Source organism: Curtobacterium sp. MCBD17_040, from assembly GCF_003234805.2.
Classification (GTDB): Bacteria; Actinomycetota; Actinomycetes; order Actinomycetales; family Microbacteriaceae; genus Curtobacterium.
Window position 1 is genome coordinate 1520165 of record NZ_CP126273.1, and the last position, 23693, is coordinate 1543857.

Below are 23693 nucleotides of genomic sequence, written 5' to 3' on the forward strand. Positions count from 1 at the left end.
CGACTCAGACGCCGAAGTACATCTCGTACTCGAACGGGTGCGGGCGCTGCGCGTACGGGAGGATCTCCTTCTCGTACTTGTAGTCGATCCAGGTGCGGATGAGGTCCTCGGTGAAGACGTTGCCCTTCGTGAGGAACTCGTGGTCGGCCTCGAGCGCGGCGAGGGCCTCCTGGAGCGACGACGGCACCTGCGGGATGCCCTTGGCTTCCTCGGGCGGGAGCTCGTAGAGGTCCTTGTCGACCGGCTCGTGCGGCTCGATGCGGTTCTGGATGCCGTCGAGCCCGGCCATCATTTGCGCGGCGAACGCGAGGTAGGGGTTCCCCGAGGCATCCGGTGCACGGAACTCGATGCGCTTCGCCTTCGGGTTCGTGCCCGTGATCGGGATGCGGATGGACGCCGACCGGTTGCCCGCCGAGTACACGAGGTTGACGGGGGCCTCGAAGCCCGGGATGAGCCGGTGGTACGAGTTGATCGTCGGGTTCGTGAAGGCCAGGACCGCCGGGGCGTGCTTGAGCAGGCCGCCGATGTACCAGCGGGCGATGTCCGACAGGCCCCCGTAGCCGTTCTCGTCGTAGAACAGCGGCGAGCCGTCGCTCCACAGCGACTGGTGTGTGTGCATGCCCGAGCCGTTGTCGCCGAACAGCGGCTTCGGCATGAAGGTCGCGACCTTGCCCCACTGCTCAGCGGTGTTCTTGACGATGTACTTGAACTTCAGGATGTCGTCGGCCGCGTGCACCATCGTGTCGAAGCGGTAGTTGATCTCCTGCTGCCCGCCCGTGCCGACCTCGTGGTGGGCGCGCTCGAGCACGAGGCCCGAGTCGATGAGCTTGAGCGAGATGTCGTCACGCAGGTCGGCGGTCTTGTCGACCGGCGACACCGGGAAGTACCCGCCCTTGTACGCGGTCTTGTTCGCGAGGTTCCCGCCCTCTTCGCGACGACCGCTGTTCCAGGCGCCCTCTTCGCTGTCCACCTCGTAGAAGCTGCTGTTCTGCTTCACCTCGTAGCGGACGTCGTCGAAGATGTAGAACTCGGCCTCGGGGGCGAAGAACGCGGTGTCCGCGATGCCCGTGGACGCGAGGTACTTCTCCGCCTTCTTGGCGACCTGACGCGGGTCACGGGCGTAGATCTCGCCGTTCCGCGGGTTGTAGATGTCGAAGACCATGATCAGCGTCCGCTCGGCCCGGAACGGGTCGATGTAGGCCGTCGTCACGTCGGGGATGAGCTGCATGTCCGACTCGTGGATCGAGGCGAACCCGCGGATCGACGAACCGTCGAAGAGCTGCCCGACGGCGAAGAAGTCCTCGTCGACCGTGGAGGCGGGGATGTTGAAGTGCTGCTGGACACCGGGCAGATCCGTGAAGCGGATGTCGAGGAACTTGACATCCGTGTCCTTGATGAACGCGAGCACCTCGGAGGAATCACTGAACATGTGAGTCGTTCTCCAATGGTTGGTGATGGCGGGGGCCAGGAGGCTACCTCCGTCGAGGCTATTGACCCGGCATTTCCCCGACGTGACTGCATTGTTTCCGGCATGTTACGTGGCGGTCGGCCCAGTACCCTGGGTGGTATGCTCGGTCCGACCTACTCAGCCCCCGCCGCCTCGTCGGACACCTGGCCCGGGAAGGACCTCGGGCTCCCGGCTGAAGGGTCCCGGAGCGTCGCTCGGCTCGGTCGTCGGATCGCTGCCCTCGCGATCGACGGTGTCCTGGCGGACCTGGTCGCCGTGGCGCTCCACGTCTACCCGTCCGGCCGCGACGTCGCCGAGGGCTGGTGGGTCCTCGGGATCTTCGCCGTGCTGCAGATCGTCTTCATCGCCGTGCTCAGCGGCAGCTTCGGTCACCTGTGCGTGGGGCTGCGGGTCGTACCTGTTCGACCCGGGTACATCGGCGTGGTTCGGCCGGTGGTCCGCACGGTCCTGCTGTGCATCGTGATCCCCGCGTTCATCTTCGACCGGGATCAGCGTGGGTTGCACGACCGGATCCCGGGCACCGTGCTCGTCCGCCGATAGCCGAGCGCGCCGTCAGGGGACGAGGCGGACACGCGAGTTCCGCCCCCGCGAGCGGAGGGGGCCGACGTTTCGCCCCGGGAGCTGAGGGCGCCGACGATTCGCCCCGCGAGCGGAGGGCGCAGACGACGAAGGCCCCGCAGTCGAGCGGGGCCTTCGTCGTGATCCGGGGTGCTCAGCGAGGTCGCCCGGCACGCATGCGCGTCGGGTCCATGCCCTTCGGGATCGCGGACGCGGGGTTCTGGGTCAGCGAGTCGAGCCGGTTCGCGACGGCGACGACCTCGTTGCGGTTGAGCGAACGCTTCAGACGGTTCATCCGCCGTGGCAGCCGGTGCAGCGTGACGGCGTCCTCGCCGTCGCCCACGGCGATCACGTGGAGCGCGACGTTCGGCACGATGCGGTGCACCTTGCGTCGCTCCTCCTCGACCAGGCGGGAGAGCGTCGCCGTCCGTCCCTCGGTGATGAGGACCACGCCGGGAGTCCCGACGGCGCGGTAGACCGCGGCCTGCGACCGGGCATGCACGGCGACGGGCATCTCGCTCGACCGCCAGTTGCGGCGGAGGGAGTTCGACAGGACGGCGCCGACCGCGCCGGGCTGGCCGTCGATCTGCGAGTACGCCGCCCGCTCGGCGAGACGCCCGAGCACGATGAGGAACAACAGGACGCCGAGCAGCACGCCCGCGACGATCCAGAGGATCTGGGCGAAGACGGTCTGGTTCGGCAGCAGGAACGCCAGCAGGACGCCCGCGAGCACGGGAACGCCGAACGCGAGGATGAACCACCCGAGCGACGTCGGGTCGGCGCGCCGCGTCATCTGGAAGACCTGGAACATCTGCTTGAGACGTCCGGGCTCCTTCGCCGTCAGCTCCGGGGTCGTGGTGCGTGCCATGCGTCCAGGATACGGCCTGCCCGGACACCGGTGATCCCGAGGTCGGCGCTGTGGGCGAACGAACCGTCCTGGTCCGTGTGGAGGGCGCGGGAGCCGTCGTCCACATGTGCCCGGCCGCCCGATCGTTCCCCTGGTGGATTCCGTGGCGGGCCGTGGCGGCGTGGGGACCGCGATGCTACCGGGCATGGACGGATGGTTGCGCGGAAGGGACGGGCGACGGAACGGGCGGATCGCGCCACCGCAGGTCCGGATCACCCGGAGACCCGACCGGCGTACCCCGCGCGTCGACCGTGGACGGGGCCACGGTACCGAAGCGGACGGGGGTACCGACGTCGCCGAGGCGGTCGTGGTGGACGACCAGGGGTGGCCCGGCTCCTGGATCCCGTGCGTCGACGTGGACGCGGCTGCTGGCTTCCTCGGATGGGTGGCAGCGCGAGGTGTGGACGAGGACCGCCACCTCGTCCGCGTCTCCGCGCTGGCTGCCGGTCCGGACGGCCTCCCGATGGCGTTCGTCCGTCAGGTGGAGGGTCTCCCGCTGCCCATCGCGCTCGACGTGCTCGGCGGACTCACGGTCGGTGTCGCGGTGACGCTCGGGCTGCCGCTCGTCCGCCTCGCCGTGCGCGCCGCCGTGTCGGGCAGCACCCCGGGCCTCCTGCCGTTCGGCCCGGTGCGTCCGTCCGACGTGCTCGTGGACCGCTCGGGGGCGGTCGTCGTCGCCGAGCCGCCCCCCGGCGCATCCGGGGGTCCGCCACACCTGCCCGGTTCCGGCACGGAGAGCGCCATGATGCGTTCCTCGGCGGCGGGACGTCGCCACCGCGCGCCTGCCGGTGTGGACGGCCTGCTCGTGGCGTGCCGCGTCGTGTGGGAGCGGGCGGACCCGCGTCTGCCCGAAGTCGACCGCGTGTTGCGCGCACTCGACGAGGCGCGCGCCGACGTCGACGGCTGGACCGATCGCGTGCCCGCGGCGATGGTCGCCGCGGCGGTGCCTCGCCCGGTCCGATGGCCTCACGACGCGACGTTCCCGGGCACGGTCGCCACCGACAGGGCCTCGCCGGCTGCGGTGCATGGGGGAGCGACGCGGTGGGGCGCAGGGGGAGCGGTGCGTGCCGGCGCGGGCCACGGCGACGGCGCGCCCGCGCCGCTCCCGAGCCGCGTGGGCACGATCGTCGGCGCGTTGTCGGCCGGTCTGCCGGTACCCGGGGGTCGGCGGCTCCCGCTCCGGGTGGCGATCGGCGGCCTCTTGGGCGTGGTCGGGCTCGTCACCGGGCTCGTGCTCACGGGCGGGCCGCGTGCGGCGACCGCGATGCCGGTGTCGCCCGGTGCGGGCACGACAGCGGCCCCGGTCCTCGTGCGAGGACCGGGGCCGCCGTGATCGCGTCAGTACCCGAGGTGCGCCGTGAAGTCGCCCGCCTCGAGCCGGTTCTTCACCGCGACGAGGTACCGCGCGGCGTCGGCACCGTCGATGATCCGGTGGTCGTACGACAGGGCGAGGAACACGGTCGATCGGATGGCGATCGCGTCCTGACCGTCGACGCTGATCACCGCCGGCTTCTTGACGACGATGCCCGTGCCGAGGATCGCCGACTGGGGCAGGAACACGACCGGGGTGTCGAACAGCGCACCACGCGAACCGGTGTTCGTGAGCGTGAACGTGCCTCCGGAGAGCTCGTCGGGCTTGAGCTGGTTGTTGCGCGTCCGCGCGGCCAGGTCCGCGATGCTGCCGGCCAGTTCCGCGAGGCTCAGCTCCGCCGCGTCCCGGATGACCGGGGTCAGCAGCCCGCGCTCGGTGTCCACCGCGATCGAGAGGTTCTCGGTCTCCGGGTACACGATCTCGTCGCCCTCCACCGTGGCGTTGAGCTTCGGGTGGGCCTTGAGGGCTTCGGCGGCGGCCAGGGCGAAGAACGGCATGAAGCTGAGCTTCGAGCCGGTCTTCTGCTGGAACTCGGCCTTGTGCGCGTCGCGGAAGCGGGCGACGTTCGTCACGTCGACCTCCACCACGCTCGTGAGCTGGGCGGTGGACTGCATCGACTGCACGGCCCGCTCGGCGACGACCTTGCGCAGGCGCGTCATCTTCTCGCGGGTGCCGCGGAGCGGCGACACCTCGGCGACGAACGGTGTCCCGCTCGCAGCCGGAGCCGTGGTCGACGCGGTGGAGGCTGCCGCTGCGGCAGCGGCCTCGGCGGCTGCGAGGACGTCCTCCTTGCGGACACGCCCGCCGACACCGGAGCCGGTCACGGTGGCGAGGTCGACGCCCTTCTCGTTCGCGAGCTTGCGGACGAGCGGGGTGACGTATCCGGAGGTGCCTGACGTGGTCGGGTTCGGGACCGTGGCCGACGTCGCCGGGGACTGCGGCGCCGCCGCGGGGGCTGACGGCACGGCGGCCGGAGGAGCGGGGACCGGCGCCGGCGGCGCGGGCACGGCGGCGGGCGGCGCGGGCACGGCGGCCGGCGGAGCGGCGGGAGCGGCCTGCGCGGCCGGCATCGGCTGGACGGCGGGCGGCGCCGGCGGTGCCGGGACGGGTGCGGGAACCTCGTGGTCCTGCTCGTCCGTCGGGGCGGCGAACGGGGCCTCCTGGTCGGCGGCCTGCTCGTTCTCGGGCGCGACCGGCTCGTTCGACTCGACGGGCGCGGCATCCTGCGCGGGGGCGTCGTCGGACGCGCCCTGGTCGGAACCGTCACCGATGCGGACCAGCGGCGTCCCCACCTCGACGGTCTCGTCCTCGCCGACGAGGATCTCCTCGACCACACCCGCGACCGGTGACGGGATCTCCGTGTCGACCTTGTCGGTCGAGACCTCGAGCAGCGGCTCGTCGACCTCGACGCGGTCGCCCACGTTCTTCAGCCATCGGGTCACCGTGCCCTCGGTGACGCTCTCCCCGAGCGCCGGGAGGTTGACGGATTCGCTCATCAGGTGGACTCCTCTTCGAAGGCGTGGTGGTGTGGTGGTGCGGTGGTGCTCGACCGGGTCCGGCGGAGCGTCACAGTGCGTGGAGGGGCTTGCCCGCGAGGTGCAGGAACGCCTCGCCGAGCGCCTCGTTCTGGGTCGGGTGTGCGTGGACCAGCGGGGCGACGTCCTCGGGGTGGGCTTCCCAGTTCACCGCGAGCTGGGCCTCACCGATGAGTTCGCCGACGCGCGCACCGATCATGTGCACGCCGACGACCGGACCGTCGACCACGCGCACGACCTTGATCGAGCCGGACGTGCCGATGATGTGGCTGCGGCCGTTCCCTGCGAGGTTGTAGTCGTACGCGTCGATCTTGTCGGCGCCGTACTCCTGCTCCGCCTTCGCCTGGGACAGCCCGACCGAGGCGACCTCGGGGTCGCAGTAGGTGACCTTCGGGATGTTCTTGTCCTCGATGATGACGGGACTCAACCCCGCGATCTCCTCGGCGACGAAGATGCCCTGCTGGAACCCGCGGTGCGCGAGCTGCAGGCCGGGGACGATGTCGCCGACGGCGAACACGCCGGGGACGCTCGTGCGGAGCCGGTCGTCCGTGAGCACGTACCCACGGTCCATCCGGATGCCGGTTTCCTCGTAGCCGAGCCCGGCCGTGACGGGACCGCGGCCGACGGCGACGAGCAGCAGGTCGGCCTCGACGGTGGAGCCGTTCTCGAGCGTCACGACGACGCCGTTCTCGTGCTGCTCGACGCCCTGGAACCGGACGCCGAGCGAGAACCCGATGCCGCGCTTGCGGAACGCCCGCTCGAGCTGCTTCGACATCGCCTCGTCCTCGTTCGGGACCAGGTGCGGCAGCGCCTCGATGATGGTGACGTCGGCGCCGAAGGACTTCCAGACGCTGGCGAACTCGACTCCGATGACACCGCCGCCGAGGATGGCCACCTTGTTCGGCACGTAGTCCATCTGCAGGGCGGTCTCGGAGGTGATGACCCGCCCGCCGATCTCGAGACCGGGCAGGCTGCGCGAGTAGGAACCGGTCGCGAGCACGACGTTCTTGCCGGTCACGGTGCGTTCACCGACCTGCACGGTGGTGGGGGAGGTGAGTCGACCGGAGCCCTCGACCACGGTGATGCCGCGCGCCTTGATCAGCCCCTGCAGGCCCTTGTACTTCGAGGTGATGACACCTTCGCGGTACTCGATCACCTTCGGGACGTCGATGCCGTGCAGCTGGGCCCTGACGCCGAAACGCTCGGCGTCACGGGCGCCGTCGGCGATCTCGGCCGCGTGGAGCAGTGCCTTGGTCGGGATGCATCCGCGGTGCAGGCAGGTCCCGCCGAGCTTGTCCTTCTCGACGAGCGCGACGCTCATCCCGAGCTCCGCGGCCCGGAGCGCCGCGGCGTACCCGCCGCTGCCGCCACCGAGGACCACGACGTCGTAAGTCTCTTCCGTCACCTGGTGCAACTCCCTCGTGCGAGAGGGCCGATCGGGCCCTCGTGGAACGCCGCGCCGCGGCGGCGCCCGGCGGTCGGTGCCCTGGTTCGGGTCCCGTGCCGTGTGTGAGCAGTCGGCGGATGACAAGCACATCCGCCGGAACGACCCTACTCCTCGGACTGCAGCTGTTCTGCGAGGGCGACGAGTGTCCGGACCATGACGCCGGTCGGACCCTTGCCGAGCCAGCCGTACCCGCCACCCTTGTTCTCGGCGGGCCCGGCGATGTCGAGGTGGGCCCACGGGATCGTGCTGCCGTCCGGGCGGGTGCCGACGAACCGCTCGAGGAACCGGCCCGCGAGCAGCATCCCGGCGGCCGGCTGCCCCGGCGTGGCGTTCACCATGTCGGCGACCTCGCTCGCGAGCCGCGCGTCCAGCTCGTCGGGCAGGGGCATCGGCCAGACGAGCTCGGAGACGGATTCGGCCACCGCACGGACGCGGTCGACGAGGTCGTCCGATCCCATCAGCCCGGACGTGCGGTCACCGAGGGCGACGACCTGCGCACCCGTGAGTGTCGCGACGTCGACGATCGCGTCCGGGACCTCGAGCGACGCCGCGGCGAGGCCGTCCCCGAGGACGAGGCGCCCCTCGGCGTCGGTGTTCGTCACCTCGACGGTCTTGCCGTTCTTGAGCGTCAGGACGTCGCCGGGGCGCGTGGCGGACCCCGACGGCATGTTCTCGGCCAGGCACAGCCACGCCGTGACGCGGACGTGGAGCCCCAGGCGGGCGGCGGCGACCGTGGCGGCGAGCACGGTGGCGGCGCCGGTCATGTCGTCCTTCATGCCGTTCATGCTCGCGGCGGGCTTCAGCGAGAGACCCCCGGAGTCGAAGGTGATGCCCTTGCCCACGAGCGCGAGGTGCTTCGACGCTCCGTCGGGCGCGTACCGCACGACCACGAGCCGGGGCGGCCGGACGGAGCCGCGGCCGACCCCGAGGATCCCGCCGTAGCCCTGCTCCTCGAGCGCGGCGACGTCGAGCACCTCGACGTCGAGGGGGAGACCGCGCGCTGCGTCCAGGGCGGCCTCGGCGACGTCCTCGGGCGCCATGTCGGCGGCAGCGGTGTTGACGAGGTCACGGACGAGCGCCACCGCGTCGGCGACGATCGCCGGTCGGACCGTGGCCTCGGCCGGGGCGGCCGCGAGCACCGTGATCCGTTGGTCGCCGCGGACCGGTCCGGTGGTGCCGGTGCCGCGGTGCCGGGTGAACGTGTAGGTCCCGAGGGCCGCGCCCTCGAGCGCTGCGTCCACCAGGTCCTCGTGATCGGTCGGGAGGCCCAGCGCGATCGAGACGACGTCGTGCAGCTGTCGGAGGGCGCTGCCGGCAGCCGCACGGATCGACGCCGCGTCGACCCGGCTCCCCAGGCCGATGAGCGCCACGCTGCGCGCGGCGAGGCCGGGCGCCGGCAGCCGGACCAGCTGGTCCTTCGTGCCGCGGACGCCGAGCGCCGCGAGGTCGATCCCGAGGTCGACGACGGTGCCGTCGGCGGTGGGGGCGACGACGGCGGGCGAGCCGTCGGAGCCCGGGCGGACCCCGAGCACGAGGACGTCGGCGTCGACGCTGTCGGGGCGGTCGGAGGTGGTGTCGAGCGTGGGGCGGACCATAGCGCCAACCCTACTGACGCGCTCGTGCCGGACCGTCGGAGCTGTTCGCTCTGGGCGTGCAGCGGCGGTCGGGGGTGTCCGACGGCCCCGCCTAGCATGGTCGGGATGAACCCCGAAGACCTGTACACGCTGACCGCGGCAGCGGCGGACGTCCCGCCCGGTCTGCACCTGGTCGCGGGCCTGACGGGGTTCGCCGACGCCGGCACGGCGGTCGGTCAGGTGACCGAGACGCTGCTCGCCGGTCCGGGGGCGGTGCTCGTCGCGGAGTTCGATCCGGACATCCTGCTCGACTACCGGGCGCGCCGCCCGGTGATCACGTTCGACCGCGACCACATCGCCGAGGTCACGCCGTCCCGTCTGACGCTGCACCTCGTGCACGACGAACTCGGTCGCCCGTTCCTCTTCCTCTCCGGGTACGAGCCGGACTTCCAGTGGAACCGGTTCGTCCGCGCGGTGGTCGACCTCGCCGAGGACCTGGCCGTCACCGACACGACGTGGATCCAGTCCATCCCCATGCCCGTCCCGCACACCCGTCCGATCGGGATCACGGTGAGCGGGACACGCGCGGACCTCGTCGAGTCGATGAGCATCTGGAAGCCGCAGACCCAGGCACCGGCGAACGTGCTGCACCTCGTCGAGCACCGCATGAGCGAACTCGACCGCCAGGTCACCGGTCTCGTGCTGCTCGTCCCGCACTACCTGTCCGACACCGAGTACCCCGACGCCGCCGTCGCCGCGCTCTCCGGCATCGCGGCGGCGACCGGCCTGATCTTCCCGACGGACCGCCTCCGCGAACTCGGGCGCGACTTCCACAACCGCGTCGACGAGCAGGTCGCGGGCAACGGCGAGCTCGAGCACCTCGTGCAGGCACTCGAGGAGCGGCACGACACGTACGTCGAGGGCAACCCGGTGTCGTCGCCGCTCACCGGTGCCGACGGTGAGGTCCCGACGGCGGACGCGATCGCGGCCGAGCTCGAGCGCTTCCTGGCGGACCGCCGCCCGGACGGCCCCGACGGGGTCGCGGGCGACGCCACGCTCGACTGAGCCGCACGACGTCGGCAGCCGGAGCCGCACGGTCCAGAGGGCGGCCGCTGGATACGCTGGCGAGGATGAACTCCCGCCGCTCGTGGACCGTCTGGTCCGTCGCCGTGCTCGCCTACGTGCTGGCCGTGCTGCAGCGGTCGTCGCTCGGTGTGTCGGGCGTCCAGGCGCAGGAGCGGTTCGCCGTGTCCGCGGCCGTGCTCTCGACGCTGGCGGTCGTGCAGATCGCGGTGTACGCGGGCCTCCAGATCCCGGTCGGGATCCTGCTCGACCGGGTCGGGCCACGTCGGCTCGTCGCCGCCGGCGCGGCGTTGCTCGCGGTCGGTCAGGCGGTGGTCGCGATGTCACCGACGATCGGTCCCGCGATCGGCGGTCGGGTGCTCGTCGGCGCCGGCGACGCCATGACCTTCATCTCGGTGATCCGGCTGTTGCCGATGTGGTTCACCGGGCCGATCCTCCCGCAGATCTCGCAGTGGACCGGCAACCTGGGGCAGCTCGGGCAGATCGCTTCGGCGTTCCCGTTCGCGGTCCTGCTCCACGCCTCCGGGTGGAGCGCCGCGTACGGCGTCGCGGCCGCGGTGAGCCTCGCCGGGTTCGTGCTGGTCGCCGCGTTCGTCCGCAACGGTCCGATCGCGGTGCGGACGGACGCCATCCCGTTGCCCGGCTCGCGGCGCGGCGCGTTCTCGACGTTCGGGCAGGCGCTGCGGCGTCCCGGGACCCAGCTCGGCTTCTGGTCGCACTACGTCACGCAGTCGTCTGGGACCGTGTTCAGCCTGTTGTGGGGCGTGCCGATGCTCGAGCGCGGGCTCGGGTACTCCGCGACCGTGGCGGCGGCGTTCCTCACGGTAATCGTGCTCGTCGGGTTCGTGGTCGGCCCGGTCCTCGGGGTGCTCTGCGCACGCTTCCCGTTCCGGCGGTCGAACCTGGTGCTGACGATCGTGGGCGTCATCTTCGCCGCGTGGACGGCCGTGCTGCTCTGGCCCGGCGCTCCGCCGACGTGGCTCGTCGTCGTGCTCGTGGTGGTCCTCGGCGTGGGCGGCCCCGGGTCCCTCATCGGCTTCGACTTCGCGCGGACCTTCAACCCCGTCGGGTCGCTCGGTTCGGCGAACGGCGTCGTCAACGTCGGCGGGTTCCTGGCTGCCTTCGTCATGATGTACTGCATCGGCGTCGTGCTCGACGCGGTCCACGACCACACGGGCGCGGCGGTCTTCGCGTGGTCGTCCTTCCGGGTCGCCCTGCTCGTGCAGTACGTCGTGGTGGGGTTCGGCGTGGTGATGCTCCTCGTCGCGCGGCACCGCACGCGAGCACGGATCCACGCCGAGGACGGAATACGCGTCGGCCCCCTCTGGGTTGCTCTGGTGCGGCGTATGCGCGCCGGCCGTACGACGGACGGGCCGACCAGACCCTGACATCGCATCCCACCCGACCACGCATCGTGCGTTCGATCGACCTCGAGCGGACGACACGCGTCGGGCGGCGGCGGGACGTGCAATAATGGCGTACGGACCCGTTCGGGTCCTGGTACGCCGATCAGCGGCGAGCTCCGGCTCGTGGTGATCGGGGCACGAGGACTTGACATGGGTCCTCATGCTGCCCGGAACGCAGGGTCCTGACGTCGGTCCGCCGACGGCGGGGGCAGGACAGCGAGGGGCCGTCACGACCCAGGACGTGACACGACGAGAGAGGTGATCGCATGGCTGCCCGGAGCACGACGATCGATGCGACGAAGGCCACGGCCGACGCCGAGACGGTGGAGACCGCGACCGATGAGAACGCGGCACCCGCCGCGCCGAAGAAGCGCGCCCCCGCCAAGAAGGCCGCGCCGAAGAAGACGACCGCCAAGACCGCGCGCGGCAAGGCGGCCGCCCCCGCCGACGACGAGCCGGACACCGTCGAGGACGCGCCGGAGGACGCCGTCGACGTCGAGGCCGACGACACCGAGGTCGCGGCCGACTCCGAGGACAGCGACACCGAGGACGGCGAGGAGACCGAGTCCGAGGACACGGCGACCCCCGCGCCCGAGGCGGCCCCTCCGGCGGGCGCGCTCGTCATCTCGCAGGCCGACGACGACGAGGTCCCGGTCTACTCGACCACGATCACGGGCGCCACGGCGGACCCGGTCAAGGACTACCTGAAGCAGATCGGCAAGGTCCCGCTCCTGAACGCGGCCGAGGAGGTCGAGCTCGCGATGCGGATCGAGGCCGGCCTGTTCGCCGAGGACAAGCTCCAGCACGCGACGGGGCTGTCCAAGCAAGAGGAGCGTGAGCTCAAGTGGGTCGCCCGCGACGGTCAGCGCGCGAAGTCCCACCTGCTCGGTGCGAACCTCCGCCTCGTGGTGAGCCTCGCCAAGCGCTACACGGGTCGCGGCATGCAGTTCCTCGACCTCATCCAAGAGGGCAACCTCGGCCTCATCCGTGCCGTCGAGAAGTTCGACTACACGAAGGGCTTCAAGTTCTCGACCTACGCGACCTGGTGGATCCGGCAGGCGATCACCCGCGCCATGGCGGACCAGGCGCGGACCATCCGCATCCCGGTCCACATGGTCGAGGTCATCAACAAGCTCGCCCGCGTCCAGCGGCAGATGTTGCAGGACCTCGGACGTGAGCCCACGCCCGAGGAGCTCGCGCGTGAACTCGACATGACGCCCGAGAAGGTCGTCGAGGTCCAGAAGTACGGCCGCGAGCCGATCTCGCTGCACACCCCGCTCGGCGAGGACGGCGACAGCGAGTTCGGTGACCTCATCGAGGACACCGAGGCCGTCGTCCCGGCGGACGCAGTGGGCTTCACGATGCTGCAGAAGCAGCTCGAGAGCCTGCTCGACTCGCTGTCCGAGCGCGAGGCGGGCGTCATCCGCATGCGCTTCGGGCTCGGCGACGGCATGCCGAAGACCCTCGACCAGATCGGCGACACGTTCGGCGTCACCCGCGAGCGCATCCGCCAGATCGAGTCGAAGACGATGGCGAAGCTGCGCCACCCGTCGCGGTCGCAGTCCCTGCGCGACTACCTCGAGTAGGCCCCGCGTGCGTTTCGTCGTCCCGATCCTCATCGGGCGGATCCTCCGCGCCCTCGCTCGTGCGCGCGGCGGGGGGTCCGCCTACCCCGGCTACATCCTCCTCAAGCTCGTTCCCGACTTCCTCCGGCACGTGTCGCGGCAGTTCCCGAACGGGATCGTGTTCGTCCTGGGTTCGAACGGCAAGTCGACGACGACCCACATGATCTCCGAGATCATGCGGGCGCACGGGCTCCGCGTGTTCACGAACCCGTCCGGGGCGAACCTGCCGCAGGGCATCGCGTCGGCGCTCCTCTCGGAGGTCGGGCTGACGGGACGCCTCAAGGCGGACATCGGCATCCTCGAGGTCGACGAGGCCTTCGCCGTGGAGCTGTCCGGCATCCTCTCGCCGTCGACGGTCACGATGCTCAACGTGCAGGTGGACCAGCTGTACCGGTTCTTCGAGACGGAGCGCGTCGCGACGATGATGCTCGACACCGCGGCGACGTCGTCGCGGAACGTCATCACGAACCACGACGACCAGTTCCTCGACGCCTACGAGGGCCGGGCCGGCCAGCGGGTCCTGCGCTTCGGCGCCGCGCCCGAGGTCGTCGCTGCGGCCCCGAACGGATTGCAGAACGCGGACGACTTCGCCCGGGACGCGTCGGGCACGACCGCCGCGGACGCCGAGGTCGTCGAGTCCACCGGGGACGCAGCGGTGGTCCGCTTCGGTGGGGCCGACATCCCGGTGCGGCTGCCGGCCCGGGGGCTGCACTACGCGGTGGACGCCGCTGCTGCCACCGCGACCGCTTCGGCCGCCCTCGGCGAGCAGTTCCGCGCGGAAGCGGTGACCCGGGCCTTCACCGCGATGAAGCCGGCCTACGGGCGTGGTGAGCGCATCCCGATCGCGGGAGAGCACGCCGAGTTCACCATGTTCAAGAACGCCGCGAGCCTGCAGCTCAACCTCGACGCCCTGTCGACGCCGCCCGAGCAGGTGCTCATGGCGATCGACGAGGGCACGCCGGACATCTCCTGGATCTACGACATCGACTTCTCGCATCTCGACCACGTGGACGTCGTGTCGGGTGACAAAGCGTGGCAGATCGCCCTCGCCCTCGAGTTCGCCGGGGTGCGGATCGGCCGTGTGGAGCCTGATGTCGAGGCCGCGATCCGACTGATGTCCGGACTCGGAGCGACGACGTCCGGTACGAAGCACTTCATCGTCAACTACGAGATCATGATGCTGGCCCGCAAGGCCCTCGGTCATCCCGACCTGGAGAGGACGGCATGACGGCCGATTGCCTCACGATCCTGCACCTCTACCCGCGGCAGATGGGCGTCTCGGGCGACCGGGGGAACGTGACCGCCCTCGTCGCCCGCGCGGACGCCGCCGGGATCCCGACCGAGGTCGTGCGCCACGACGTCGGGGACAGCCTCCCGACGGACGCCGACGTCGTCGTGGTCGGCAACGGCCCGCTCAGCGCGATGCGCTCGCTCGGCGGGGACCCCGCCCGGCTCGCACCGTTCCTCCAGGACGCCGTCGCCGCCGGCGTGCCGCTCGTGGCGGTCGGTGGCGGCTACGACCTGGCGACCCGCGAGGTCGTCCCCACCGAGGGGACGCCGGTGACCGGCCTCGGGGTGTTCGACGCCCGCGCCGTGCGGGGCGCCGAGCGCCGGGTCAACTACTTCCTGCTCGACGTGCGTGCGACCCTGCCCGGCGGAGACCAACGCGTGGCGGGGTTCGAGGACCACGCGACCCGCATCGAGAACATCGATCCCACGGCGGTGTTCGCGGACGTCGTGTCGGGCGGCGGCAACCAGGACGGCACCGGCACCGAGGGCTCGGCGACCGCCGCGGCGTTCGGCACCCACACCCAGGGGCCGCTCCTGCCACTGAACCCGCACCTGACCGATGCGGTGTTGGCCGCCGCCACCGGTCGTCTGAGTCGCGAATACGCGCCGGATCCGGCCCGCACCGCCGCCGTGGACCGCTACGCTCGCGAGGCCCGCGCGGTGATCACGCGCTACGTCGACAAGGCGTTCAAGCGCATCGCCTGACGCGGTCGCGAGCGGCACACAGGCCGGGTACGCGAGAGGCCGGATCCCCGATGGGGATCCGGCCTCTGTTCGTCGGACCGACCGCGGCGATCGCCGTGGCGGGGCCGGGCGCTACTTGCTCTCGTAGAGACGGCTGGTCTCGTCGTGCCACTCGAGGGCGGTCGCGGCGAGCTTGTCCTTGAACTCGGCACCGTGGTGGGCGCAGAAGAGGAGCTCGCCGCTCGCCATCGTGGCTCGGATGTAGGCCTGCGCGCCGCAGCTGTCGCAGCGGTCGGCCGCCGTGAGCTGGTTGCTGCCGAGGTCGTCGATGGAGAGGTCCTGCACGGTCTGGGACATGGTGTGCTCCTCGTTGATCGGAGGCGGTGCCGGGGTTGGTGCGTCCATTTCAGCACGCGCTCCCTGGGATCCCCGCATTGTGGTCGCGCTGTTTCGCTGACCGCGGATTCCGTCGACGGTCACCTGCGCGTCGCGGACACCGCCGGGAGGCGCGGGTCGGCCGAGCGTCGTGCGCTCACGTCCGGGGTGGTGCGCCAGGAGCGTCACCGGTCCCGGGTAGCCTCGGCAGGTGAGTTCCGACTACAACGCCCGCCATCTCTCCGTGCTCGAAGGGCTCGAGGCGGTCCGCAAGCGTCCCGGGATGTACATCGGTTCGACGGACTCACGAGGGCTCATGCACTGCCTGTGGGAGATCATCGACAACTCCGTCGACGAGGCCCTCGCGGGCCACGGCGACGAGATCACGGTGCGGCTGCACGCGGACGGCAGCGTCGAGGTCGGGGACGTCGCGCGTGGCGTGCCCGTCGACGTCGAGCCGAAGACGGGGCTGACGGGCGTCGAGGTCGTGTTCACCAAGCTCCACGCGGGCGGCAAGTTCGGGTCCGGCTCGTACGCCGCGTCCGGCGGTCTGCACGGGGTCGGCGCATCCGTCGTGAACGCACTGTCGGAACGCCTCGACGTCGAGGTCGACCGCGGCGGCAAGACGTACGCGATGTCGTTCCACCGCGGTGAGCCCGGCGTGTTCGACGACGCTGCGGGCATCGGCCCGGACGCACCGTTCACCCCGTTCACCTCGGGCAGCGAGCTCCGAGTGATCGGCAAGGTGAAGCGCGGCGTCACGGGCACGCGCGTCCGGTACTGGGCCGACCGGCAGATCTTCACCGCCGACGCGGTGTTCCAGCTCGGCGACCTGACGAACCGGGCGCGGCAGACGGCGTTCCTCGTGCCGGGTCTCGGCATCACCATCACCGACGAACGCCCGCACGCGATCGCTGCGGCATCCCGGCTCGCCGAGGGGCAGGGCGCCGAGCGGCTCGAGGGACCGGTCGTCGAGCGGTTCCGGTTCGACGGTGGCATCAGCGAGTTCGCCGAACACCTCGCTCCGGACACGGCCGTGACCGACACGTGGCGCGTCACGGGGACCGGTACCTTCACCGAGACCGTGCCGGTGCTCAACGACGCCGGGGCGATGGTCGCGACCGAGGTCGAGCGCACCTGCGAGGTCGACGTCGCGCTGCGCTGGGGGAGCGGCTACGAGACCGTGACCCGGAGCTTCGTCAACATCATCGCGACGCCGAAGGGCGGGACGCACCAGACGGGCTTCGAGAACGGTCTGATGAAGGCGATCCGCGCGCAGGTGGACGCGAACGCCCGCAGGCTCAAGGTGGGGCAGGACAAGCTCGACAAGGACGACGTGCTCGCCGGACTCACCGCGGTGCTGACGGTGCGGCTGCCCGAGCCACAGTTCGAGGGGCAGACGAAGGAGATCCTCGGCACGCCGGCGGTCCGGCAGATCGTCGCGAACGTCGTGGCCGCCCGCATGACCGAGATCCTGACGTCGACGCAGCGGACCGAGAAGGCACAGTCGCAGGCGCTGCTCGAGAAGGTCGTCTCGGAGATGAAGTCCCGGATCTCCGCTCGCGCGCACAAGGAGACCCAGCGCCGCAAGAACGCGCTCGAGAGCTCGTCCCTGCCCACGAAGCTCGCCGACTGCCGGTCGAACGACGTCGCCGCGAGCGAACTGTTCATCGTCGAGGGCGACTCCGCGCTCGGCACCGCCAAGCTCGCCCGGAACAGCGAGTACCAGGCGCTGCTTCCGATCCGCGGCAAGATCCTCAACGTGCAGAAGGCCTCGGTGAGCGACATGCTCTCGAACGCCGAGTGCGCGTCGATCATCCAGGTGGTCGGAGCCGGATCCGGACGCTCGTTCGAGCTCGACCAGGCCCGTTACGGCAAGGTCATCGTCATGAGCGACGCCGATGTCGATGGTGCGCACATCCGCACGCTGCTGCTGACGCTGTTCTTCCGGTACATGCGCCCGATGATCGAGGCCGGCCGGGTGTTCGCCGCCGTCCCGCCGTTGCACCGCGTCGTGGTGGTGAACCGGGGCAAGCCGAACGACACGCTGTACACGTACTCGGAGCAGGAGCTGCAGGGCGTGCTCCGGAAGCTCGAGAAGTCGGGCAAGAAGTACCAGGAGCCGATCCAGCGCTACAAGGGCCTCGGCGAGATGGACGCCGACCAGCTCGCCGAGACCACGATGGACCGGGCGCACCGGACCCTCCGGCGCGTCAACGTCTCGGACGCCGAGAACGCCGCTCGGGTGTTCGAGCTGCTCATGGGCAACGACGTGGCGCCACGCAAGGAGTTCATCCTGGCCGGCCAGGGGCTCGACCGGGACCGCATCGACGCCTGACCGGCCCAGGCCCCGGCCGCCCCGCGGGGTCGCCTTCCGGCCGCTCCGCGGGGTCGCCTTCCGGGCCCGCTACGCGGGGTCGGACTCCGCCCCGATGGGGACGGCGGGGCTCGCACCGATCGTGGTCACGACGGCCTCGAGCGGTGACCCGGACCCGTCGCGCTTGGACAACCAGTCGGGCAGTGTCCGGGCCGCGCCGTCCGGACCGAGCGCGTGCGGGGGAGCGACGCCGGCCCACGCGACGGCGAGGCCGTCCTCGCCCTTGAGGAACGCGTGCGCCCGGACCCCCATGGTGCCGCGCCCCTTGGCGGGGAACTCGGACAGAGCGGAGACCTTGGCGCGGCCGGGGTCCGTGCCGGCGAGCGTCGCGGACGACGTGGACACGGTCGCGACGACGACGTCGGCCGCTGGGTCGACGGTCGTGAAGGCGATGACCGTGGCACCCGCGGCGAGCTGGACGCCGGCGACGCCGCCCGCGGGGAGCCCCTGCGGGCGGACCACGGCGGCGGGGAACCGCAGGAGCTGCGCGTTCGAGGTCACGAACACGACGTCGTCCTGTTCGGGTCCCTGTGTGGCGCCGACCACGGCGTCGCCGTCCTTGAGGGCGATCGCCACGACGTCGGGCTTGTCCGGCCACGCGTTCGGCACGACGCGCTTGACGACGCCCTGCCGTGTGCCGATCGCGAGCGCGTTCGGTGACTCGGGGTCGAGGAGCGCGACGACGGTCTCACCCGACGGCAGGCCCAGGTAGTCGCGGACACGCACGCCGGCGTCCAGGCGGACCGAGGCCGGCGGGACGGCGGGGACGTCGACGGGCGAGAACCGCACGACGCGGCCACGGTCCGTGAGTGCGCCGACGGAGGACCGCACCGTGGTGGCGACGGTGGACCGCACGGCGTCGTGCTTCGATCGCGCCGGGGTGCGCGCGACGCGGTCGGAGCCCTCGGTCTGGTCGACGCGCACGAGCCGTCCGGTGGTGGACAGGAGCACGCGGCACGGTGCGTCCACGATCTCGAGCTCGACGGCGGCCTTGCGTCCGCCGCGCACGGGCGCGTCGGCTTCGGTGAGCAGGGTGCGGCGCGGGGTCGCGAAGCGGTCCGCGACCTCGGTGAGTTCCGTGGCCACCTGGGTCCGGAGCCGGGCGTCGGAGCCGAGCAGTTCCTCCAGGGCGGCGATGTCGGTGAGCAGCTCGTCGCGTTCCCGCTCGAGCTCGAGGCGCGAGAACTTGGTGAGGCGCCGCAGGCGCAGCTCGAGGATGTACTCGGCCTGCACCTCGGACAGGTCGAAGACCTCTTGGAGCCGCGTGCGTGCGGCCTCGGAGTCGTCCGAGGTCCGGATGACCTCGATGACCTCGTCGATGTCGAGGATCGCGATGAGCAGGCCCTCGATGAGGTGGAGACGCTCGCGACGCCGCGCGAGGCGGTAGCGGGACCGGCGGGTCACGACGTCGAGGCGGTGTGCGACGTAGACCTCGAGGAGCTCCTTGAGCCCGAGCGTCTGCGGGGTGCCGTCGACGAGGGCGACGTTGTTGATGCCGAAGCCGTCCTCGAGCGGGGTGTGCTTGTACAGCTGCTCGAGCACGGCGGACGGGTTGAACCCGGTCTTGATCCCGATGACGAGCCGGAGTCCGTGGTTCCGGTCGGTCAGGTCGGTGACGTCCGAGATCCCCGAGAGCTTCTTGGACTGGACGCCGTCCTTGATCTTCTCGATCACCCGCTCGGGACCGACGAGGTACGGCAGCTCGGTGACGACGAGCCCGGTCTTGCGTGGGGTGATGCTCTCGACGCTCACCTTGGCGCGGGTGCGGAAGGAGCCGCGGCCGGTGGCGTAGGCGTCCCGGACCCCGGCGAGGCCGACGATCGTGCCGCCCGACGGCAGGTCGGGGCCGGGCACGAACTCCATGAGCTCGTCGAGGGTCGCGTCGGGGTGACGGAGCAGGTGCTTCGCGGCCTCGACGACCTCGCCGAGGTTGTGCGGCGCCATGTTCGTGGCCATGCCGACCGCGATCCCGGACGCGCCGTTCACGAGCAGGTTCGGGAACGCCGCGGGCAGCACCTCGGGCTGCATGAGCTGGTTGTCGTAGTTCGGGACGAAGTCGACGACGTCCTCACCGAGGCCGTCGGTCATCGCCATCGACGGCTCGGCGAGTCGTGCCTCGGTGTAGCGGGCGGCGGCGGGTCCGTCGTCGAGCGAGCCGAAGTTGCCGTGGCCGTCGACGAGCGGGACGCGCATCGTGAAGTCCTGTGCCATCCGCACGAGGGCGTCGTAGATCGCGCCGTCGCCGTGCGGGTGCAGCTTGCCCATGACCTCGCCGGTCACGCGCGCGCACTTGACGTGTCCGCGGTCCGGGCGGAGGCCCATCTCCGACATCTGGTACAGGATCCGGCGTTGGACGGGCTTCAGGCCGTCACGGGCGTCGGGCAGCGCGCGGGAGTAGATGACCGAGTACGCGTACTCGAGGAACGAGCCCTGCATCTCCTCGGAGACGTCGACGTCCTCGATGCGCTCACCGTCGGGGAGGCCGACTGCGTCCGTGCGTGCCATGGGCCCTCTCTGTCGCGGCGCTGTCTGGTTGACTGGGCCGGATGACTCCGATGGTACCGACGGCGACGCAGGACACCGCGAACCTCGCCGACGTGGTGCCGGCCTGCCTGACCGCACTCGGCCACCCTGGACCGGCGCTCGCGGGGCTCGGTCGGGAGGCCCGGATCCGGCTCCGTCCCGCCCGGTCCGCGATCGTCGTGCTCGTCGACGGACTCGGTGCGAACGCCGTGCGGGCGCGCGCCGGTCACGCGCGGTTCCTCGCCGCCGAGAAGCGCCGCCTGCGGAGCGGGTTCCCCACGACGACCGCCGCCGCGCTCACGACGCTCAGCACGGGTGCGACGCCCGGGACGCACGGCGTCGTCGGGTACAGCGGGTTCGACCCGGGCTCGGGCCGCGTGGTCAACCTGCTCAGCGGCTGGGACGCCGAGGTCCCCGCGGGGTGGTTGCTCGTCCCGACGCTGTTCGAGCGGGCCGTGGCCGACGGGCTCGTGGTGCGGTCGGTCGGGCCGGCGCGATACCGGACGTCGGGGTTCACCGCGAACGTCCTGGCGGGCGCGGACTACGTCGACGCCGACACCATCCCCGCCCGGGTGGACGCCGCGCTCGAGGCGGTCGCCGACGGGCCGGCCACGCTCGTCTACCTGTACGTGCCGGAGCTCGACTCGATCGCCCACAAGCGCGGCTGGCAGTCGGACCGGTGGACGAGTGCGCTCGAGGCCCTCGACGCCGAACTGGCCCGGCTCGCGGCGGCGCTCCCGGCCGATGTCGGCCTCGTCGTCACCGCGGACCACGGCGTGCTCGACGTCCCCGACGAGGCGAACGTCGCCATCGCTCCCGACCTGCTCGAACCGGTCGTCGGGTTCGCGGGGGATCCGCGCTGCCGACAGCTCACCCTGGCGCCGGGGACCGACGTCGACGCCACCGTGCGCGCGTGGCGGGAGCGCGTCGGCAAGCGCGCGTGGGTGGCGAGCCGCGACGAGGCGATCGCCGCCGGGTGGTTCGGGGCGGTCACCGACCCGGTCCGGGCGCGACTCGGCGACGTCGTGGTCGCCGCTCGCGGTCAGTGGGCGTTCAACGACGACCGCGAGGCCGGCGAACACCCCCGGCGGATGCTCGGCCAGCACGGATCGATGTCGGACGACGAGACCTACGTCCCGCTGCTCCTCGCGGGGGCGTTCGCCACCTGAGGTCGGGGTGCCGGATCAGGCCAGGTCGTCGTCCGGCCGCGTGCCGAACACGATCTCGTCCCAGCTCGGCATCGCCCGTCGGCTCCGCTTCTTCCGGTCCGGTCGGCCTCCGTCGGGCTGCTCCGCGGTGGAGCCGGACTCGTCCGCCCGGGGCGCGGACGATGGGCGGCCGCCGTCGCCCACCGGGTCGTCGACCCCGTCGGCGTCGCCGACCTCGCCGGGAGCGAGGGTGTCGAGCGGGATGTCCACGACGGTCACCGACCGGCGCTGCCGGTCGTCCCCGCGGCGGTCGTCCGAGTGGTCGCCGAACGTGGCGGCCTCGCGCTCACCGCGCCGGCGCCGCAGCGCCTCGAGCAGGTCGGCGGTCTCGTTCCCCGGGCCCCGTTCCTCGACGGCCGGCGCGCCGATGCGCGGCAGCGGTGCGCGGAGTGGCGGACGGTCGGCGGCCTCCCGGTCCGGTGCCGGACGCTGGTCGGTCTCGACCCGGAACGCGCCGGAGTCGAACCGGGTGGACGCGCTGTCCTCGGGCTCCGGATCGACGGCGCGGAGCCGAGGGGTGAGGCCCTCGTCGTCGTCCTCGCGCGACAGGCGGTGCGCGTCGCCGTTGTCGGGCGTCAGCGTCGAGGTCTTCGGGTCGAAGCGCCACTGCGCGTCGTGCTCGACCTCGTCCGCGACGTAGTGGACCTGCACCTGCCAGCCGTGCTCGACGTCCTTCCGGCTGGACCAGCGGACGTCGGTGGCGTCGCCGGCCTCGAGCCGCGCGGTGATGGCGTCACCGAAGACCTCGGGTGCTCCCGCTTCGCCCGTGACGGAGACGCGTCGGGCGGCGTCGAGCACGAACGACCGCTCGGCCATCACCGGCCCCTCGAACCGACGGACGTCCTCGACCGCGACGCCCATGAGCTCGGCGACCTGCTCGCTGCTCAACCCGGCGCGGATGCGCGCCTGGATCTCCTTGGGCGGGATCCGGCGGTGCGGCTCGCCCTCGGCGGGGCTCGCCTGGCGGACCTGGCCGGACAGCGAGGGGGTGACCGCGAGCCGGTACTCGCTCCCGGAGTCGGTCGCGAGGAGGATCGCGCCCGGTTCCACACCGATGACTCTCACGTCTTGCATCTGTCCGCCTTCCCGTGCATGCGTACAGTCCGGAAGTGTGCCACCCGCCCGACCCCGCGACCGGGACGTCGTGGGCGTGCCGCGCGGAAACGTCGTCGGCCTCGTGTCCGTGGCCGGCCGCTGACGCCGGTGCCGACGATGGCGTGAAGACGGGCTGGAAGCGGGAATGCGCAGCCGGCCCGACGGGTTGCACCGCCTGCTGGAGCACCGGATCGCACGGTTTGCGAATCATCGGTACTTGATGCAAACTGTCGCCGCCGATCCCGGCGACGACCCCTCTCAACGAGAACGGATGGGCATGGCCACCGACTACGACGCCCCTCGGAAGACCGACGACGACTCCGAGTCGATCGAGGCACTGAAGGAGCGCGTCCCCGACAAGATGTCGGGTGTCGTGGACGTCGACGACGCCGACAACCCCGGCAGCTTCGAACTCGCCGGACAGGACCTCTCCGACGTCGACCTCGACGTCGTGGTGCTGCCGCCGCAGGTGGACGAGTTCACCTGCGTCGAGTGCTTCCTCGTGAAGCACCGCTCGCAGCTCGACCACGAGACGAAGCTCGGTCCCGTCTGCATGGAGTGCGCCTCGGCGTAGTCCACACCCCGCACGTCGAACGGCGCCGGATCCCGATCGGGGTCCGGCGCCGTTCGTCGTGCTCCCGACCGGCGCCGTTCGTCGTGCTCCCGACCGGCGCCGTTCGTCGTCCTCCCGACCGGTCAGCGTCCGAGGGCCGCGACGACCTGGTCGGGGTGCCGCACGGACACCAACCAGTACGGGGTCGGGTCCTGCGCGTCGGCGACCTCGACCTTGACCACCCCGTGGACGTAGCCACGGAAGAGCGTCCACGCGCGCGCGTCCAACGTCGGCCCGCGCTCGCGGGTCGCCGCGCTGCCGTCGTACCCCTGCACCGCGCCGACCGCGCTCCGCGGCAGGTGCGCGCGGCCCGCCCGGAACTCGTCCTCGGTCACCTCGACGATCGGTGCGAGCAGCCAGAGCATGACGAGGACCGCGAGCTCCATGCCGATCGCGACGACGACGCCGACGGTGGTGTTGATGGGCAGGAACACGAGCAGGCTGGCGGGGATCACCAGCGCGGTCGCGAGGTAGAGGGTCGGGGGAGCCCAGAGTCGTTCGCGGTACACGGTCACCCCCCTATTCGACCACGCCGTGTGCACTACCCTCGTCA

Annotated in this window: 19 protein-coding genes; 10 read left to right on the top strand and 9 right to left on the bottom strand. The window is 71.5% G+C overall.

Annotated features, from left to right (window positions below):
- Positions 1 to 4: 4 nt before the first annotated feature.
- On the bottom strand, positions 5 to 1429 hold the full coding sequence (gene glnA, locus DEI94_RS07170; RefSeq protein ID WP_111008786.1) for a type I glutamate--ammonia ligase: 1425 nt from the start codon (positions 1427 to 1429) through the stop codon (positions 5 to 7).
- A gap of 138 nt (positions 1430 to 1567) precedes the next feature.
- Here glnA and DEI94_RS07175 point away from each other — a divergent pair, with 138 nt between their 5' ends.
- Positions 1568 to 2008 carry an RDD family protein gene (locus DEI94_RS07175; protein WP_111026018.1) on the top strand — a complete coding sequence of 147 codons (441 nt, stop codon included), beginning with the start codon at positions 1568 to 1570 and terminating at the stop codon, positions 2006 to 2008.
- A gap of 172 nt (positions 2009 to 2180) precedes the next feature.
- Here DEI94_RS07175 and DEI94_RS07180 read toward each other — a convergent pair whose 3' ends face one another.
- Complete coding sequence (locus DEI94_RS07180) at positions 2181 to 2894, bottom strand: DUF4191 domain-containing protein (RefSeq protein ID WP_111026020.1); 714 nt, start codon at positions 2892 to 2894, stop codon at positions 2181 to 2183.
- A 349-nt stretch (positions 2895 to 3243) separates the two neighbouring features.
- Between DEI94_RS07180 and DEI94_RS07185 the strand changes: the two genes are divergently transcribed.
- Entirely contained in the window at positions 3244 to 4266 is a 1023-nt protein-coding gene (locus DEI94_RS07185; protein WP_146249424.1) for a hypothetical protein, read from the top strand.
- 5 nt (positions 4267 to 4271) lie between these two features.
- On the opposite strand, the gene sucB is transcribed toward DEI94_RS07185, so the two are convergent.
- From sucB to DEI94_RS07200, 3 genes are all read right to left on the bottom strand, one after another.
- Entirely contained in the window at positions 4272 to 5801 is a 1530-nt protein-coding gene (gene sucB / locus DEI94_RS07190) for a 2-oxoglutarate dehydrogenase, E2 component, dihydrolipoamide succinyltransferase (protein WP_111008790.1), read from the bottom strand.
- A gap of 70 nt (positions 5802 to 5871) precedes the next feature.
- Positions 5872 to 7245, bottom strand: coding sequence for a dihydrolipoyl dehydrogenase (lpdA, locus tag DEI94_RS07195; protein WP_111008791.1), 1374 nt, complete (start codon positions 7243 to 7245; stop codon positions 5872 to 5874).
- Between the two features lie 146 nt (positions 7246 to 7391).
- The gene (locus DEI94_RS07200; protein WP_111026024.1) at positions 7392 to 8882 is read right to left on the bottom strand and encodes a leucyl aminopeptidase; all 1491 of its coding nucleotides are present in this window, start codon (positions 8880 to 8882) and stop codon (positions 7392 to 7394) included.
- A 105-nt stretch (positions 8883 to 8987) separates the two neighbouring features.
- On the opposite strand from DEI94_RS07200, the gene DEI94_RS07205 reads away from it, so the two are divergent.
- From DEI94_RS07205 to DEI94_RS07225, 5 genes are all read left to right on the top strand, one after another.
- Positions 8988 to 9926 carry a proteasome assembly chaperone family protein gene (locus DEI94_RS07205; protein WP_375334614.1) on the top strand — a complete coding sequence of 313 codons (939 nt, stop codon included), beginning with the start codon at positions 8988 to 8990 and terminating at the stop codon, positions 9924 to 9926.
- Between the two features lie 65 nt (positions 9927 to 9991).
- Positions 9992 to 11332, top strand: a complete 1341-nt coding sequence (locus tag DEI94_RS07210) for an MFS transporter (protein ID WP_111026026.1) — start codon at positions 9992 to 9994, stop codon at positions 11330 to 11332.
- Between the two features lie 284 nt (positions 11333 to 11616).
- Entirely contained in the window at positions 11617 to 12936 is a 1320-nt protein-coding gene (locus tag DEI94_RS07215; protein WP_111008795.1) for an RNA polymerase sigma factor, read from the top strand.
- 7 nt (positions 12937 to 12943) lie between these two features.
- Positions 12944 to 14203 carry a MurT ligase domain-containing protein gene (locus DEI94_RS07220; RefSeq protein WP_111008796.1) on the top strand — a complete coding sequence of 420 codons (1260 nt, stop codon included), beginning with the start codon at positions 12944 to 12946 and terminating at the stop codon, positions 14201 to 14203.
- The gene (locus DEI94_RS07225; protein ID WP_111026027.1) at positions 14200 to 14970 is read left to right on the top strand and encodes a type 1 glutamine amidotransferase; all 771 of its coding nucleotides are present in this window, start codon (positions 14200 to 14202) and stop codon (positions 14968 to 14970) included. The genes DEI94_RS07220 and DEI94_RS07225 overlap by 4 nt, the downstream gene beginning before the upstream one ends.
- Before the next feature lie 111 nt (positions 14971 to 15081).
- Here the strand turns inward: DEI94_RS07225 and DEI94_RS07230 are convergent, their stop codons facing one another.
- Positions 15082 to 15306: a DUF7455 domain-containing protein gene (locus DEI94_RS07230; protein WP_111008798.1), complete on the bottom strand. Its 225-nt coding sequence runs from the start codon at positions 15304 to 15306 to the stop codon at positions 15082 to 15084.
- A gap of 229 nt (positions 15307 to 15535) precedes the next feature.
- On the opposite strand from DEI94_RS07230, the gene DEI94_RS07235 reads away from it, so the two are divergent.
- Positions 15536 to 17662 carry a DNA gyrase/topoisomerase IV subunit B gene (locus DEI94_RS07235; protein WP_111008799.1) on the top strand — a complete coding sequence of 709 codons (2127 nt, stop codon included), beginning with the start codon at positions 15536 to 15538 and terminating at the stop codon, positions 17660 to 17662.
- Between the two features lie 69 nt (positions 17663 to 17731).
- On the opposite strand, the gene DEI94_RS07240 is transcribed toward DEI94_RS07235, so the two are convergent.
- Positions 17732 to 20206 carry a DNA gyrase/topoisomerase IV subunit A gene (locus tag DEI94_RS07240; RefSeq protein WP_111026028.1) on the bottom strand — a complete coding sequence of 825 codons (2475 nt, stop codon included), beginning with the start codon at positions 20204 to 20206 and terminating at the stop codon, positions 17732 to 17734.
- Positions 20207 to 20247: 41 nt separating this feature from the next.
- Here DEI94_RS07240 and DEI94_RS07245 point away from each other — a divergent pair, with 41 nt between their 5' ends.
- Positions 20248 to 21393, top strand: a complete 1146-nt coding sequence (locus DEI94_RS07245) for an alkaline phosphatase family protein (RefSeq protein ID WP_220038771.1) — start codon at positions 20248 to 20250, stop codon at positions 21391 to 21393.
- A 15-nt stretch (positions 21394 to 21408) separates the two neighbouring features.
- On the opposite strand, the gene sepH is transcribed toward DEI94_RS07245, so the two are convergent.
- Positions 21409 to 22506 (bottom strand): septation protein SepH, encoded by a 1098-nt coding sequence (sepH, locus tag DEI94_RS07250; RefSeq protein WP_111026030.1) that lies wholly within the window; start codon positions 22504 to 22506, stop codon positions 21409 to 21411.
- Between the two features lie 298 nt (positions 22507 to 22804).
- Here sepH and DEI94_RS07255 point away from each other — a divergent pair, with 298 nt between their 5' ends.
- Complete coding sequence (locus DEI94_RS07255) at positions 22805 to 23101, top strand: DUF4193 domain-containing protein (RefSeq protein WP_111008960.1); 297 nt, start codon at positions 22805 to 22807, stop codon at positions 23099 to 23101.
- Between the two features lie 122 nt (positions 23102 to 23223).
- Here the strand turns inward: DEI94_RS07255 and DEI94_RS07260 are convergent, their stop codons facing one another.
- Positions 23224 to 23655 carry a DUF3093 domain-containing protein gene (locus DEI94_RS07260; RefSeq protein ID WP_111008803.1) on the bottom strand — a complete coding sequence of 144 codons (432 nt, stop codon included), beginning with the start codon at positions 23653 to 23655 and terminating at the stop codon, positions 23224 to 23226.
- Between the last annotated feature and the right edge of the window lie 38 nt (positions 23656 to 23693).

Excerpts from the sequence above, each read along its gene's own strand:
- glnA (WP_111008786.1), bottom strand. The coding sequence starts at position 1,429 with ATGTTCAGTGATTCCTCCGAGGTGCTCGCGTTCATCAAGGACACGGAT.
- DEI94_RS07175 (WP_111026018.1), top strand. The coding sequence starts at position 1,568 with ATGCTCGGTCCGACCTACTCAGCCCCCGCCGCCTCGTCGGACACCTGG.
- DEI94_RS07180 (WP_111026020.1), bottom strand. The coding sequence starts at position 2,894 with ATGGCACGCACCACGACCCCGGAGCTGACGGCGAAGGAGCCCGGACGT.
- sucB (WP_111008790.1), bottom strand. The coding sequence starts at position 5,801 with ATGAGCGAATCCGTCAACCTCCCGGCGCTCGGGGAGAGCGTCACCGAG.
- DEI94_RS07200 (WP_111026024.1), bottom strand. The coding sequence starts at position 8,882 with ATGGTCCGCCCCACGCTCGACACCACCTCCGACCGCCCCGACAGCGTC.
- DEI94_RS07205 (WP_375334614.1), top strand. The coding sequence starts at position 8,988 with ATGAACCCCGAAGACCTGTACACGCTGACCGCGGCAGCGGCGGACGTC.
- DEI94_RS07210 (WP_111026026.1), top strand. The coding sequence starts at position 9,992 with ATGAACTCCCGCCGCTCGTGGACCGTCTGGTCCGTCGCCGTGCTCGCC.
- DEI94_RS07215 (WP_111008795.1), top strand. The coding sequence starts at position 11,617 with ATGGCTGCCCGGAGCACGACGATCGATGCGACGAAGGCCACGGCCGAC.
- DEI94_RS07225 (WP_111026027.1), top strand. The coding sequence starts at position 14,200 with ATGACGGCCGATTGCCTCACGATCCTGCACCTCTACCCGCGGCAGATG.
- DEI94_RS07230 (WP_111008798.1), bottom strand. The coding sequence starts at position 15,306 with ATGTCCCAGACCGTGCAGGACCTCTCCATCGACGACCTCGGCAGCAAC.
- DEI94_RS07240 (WP_111026028.1), bottom strand. The coding sequence starts at position 20,206 with ATGGCACGCACGGACGCAGTCGGCCTCCCCGACGGTGAGCGCATCGAG.
- DEI94_RS07245 (WP_220038771.1), top strand. The coding sequence starts at position 20,248 with ATGACTCCGATGGTACCGACGGCGACGCAGGACACCGCGAACCTCGCC.
- sepH (WP_111026030.1), bottom strand. The coding sequence starts at position 22,506 with ATGCAAGACGTGAGAGTCATCGGTGTGGAACCGGGCGCGATCCTCCTC.
- DEI94_RS07255 (WP_111008960.1), top strand. The coding sequence starts at position 22,805 with ATGGCCACCGACTACGACGCCCCTCGGAAGACCGACGACGACTCCGAG.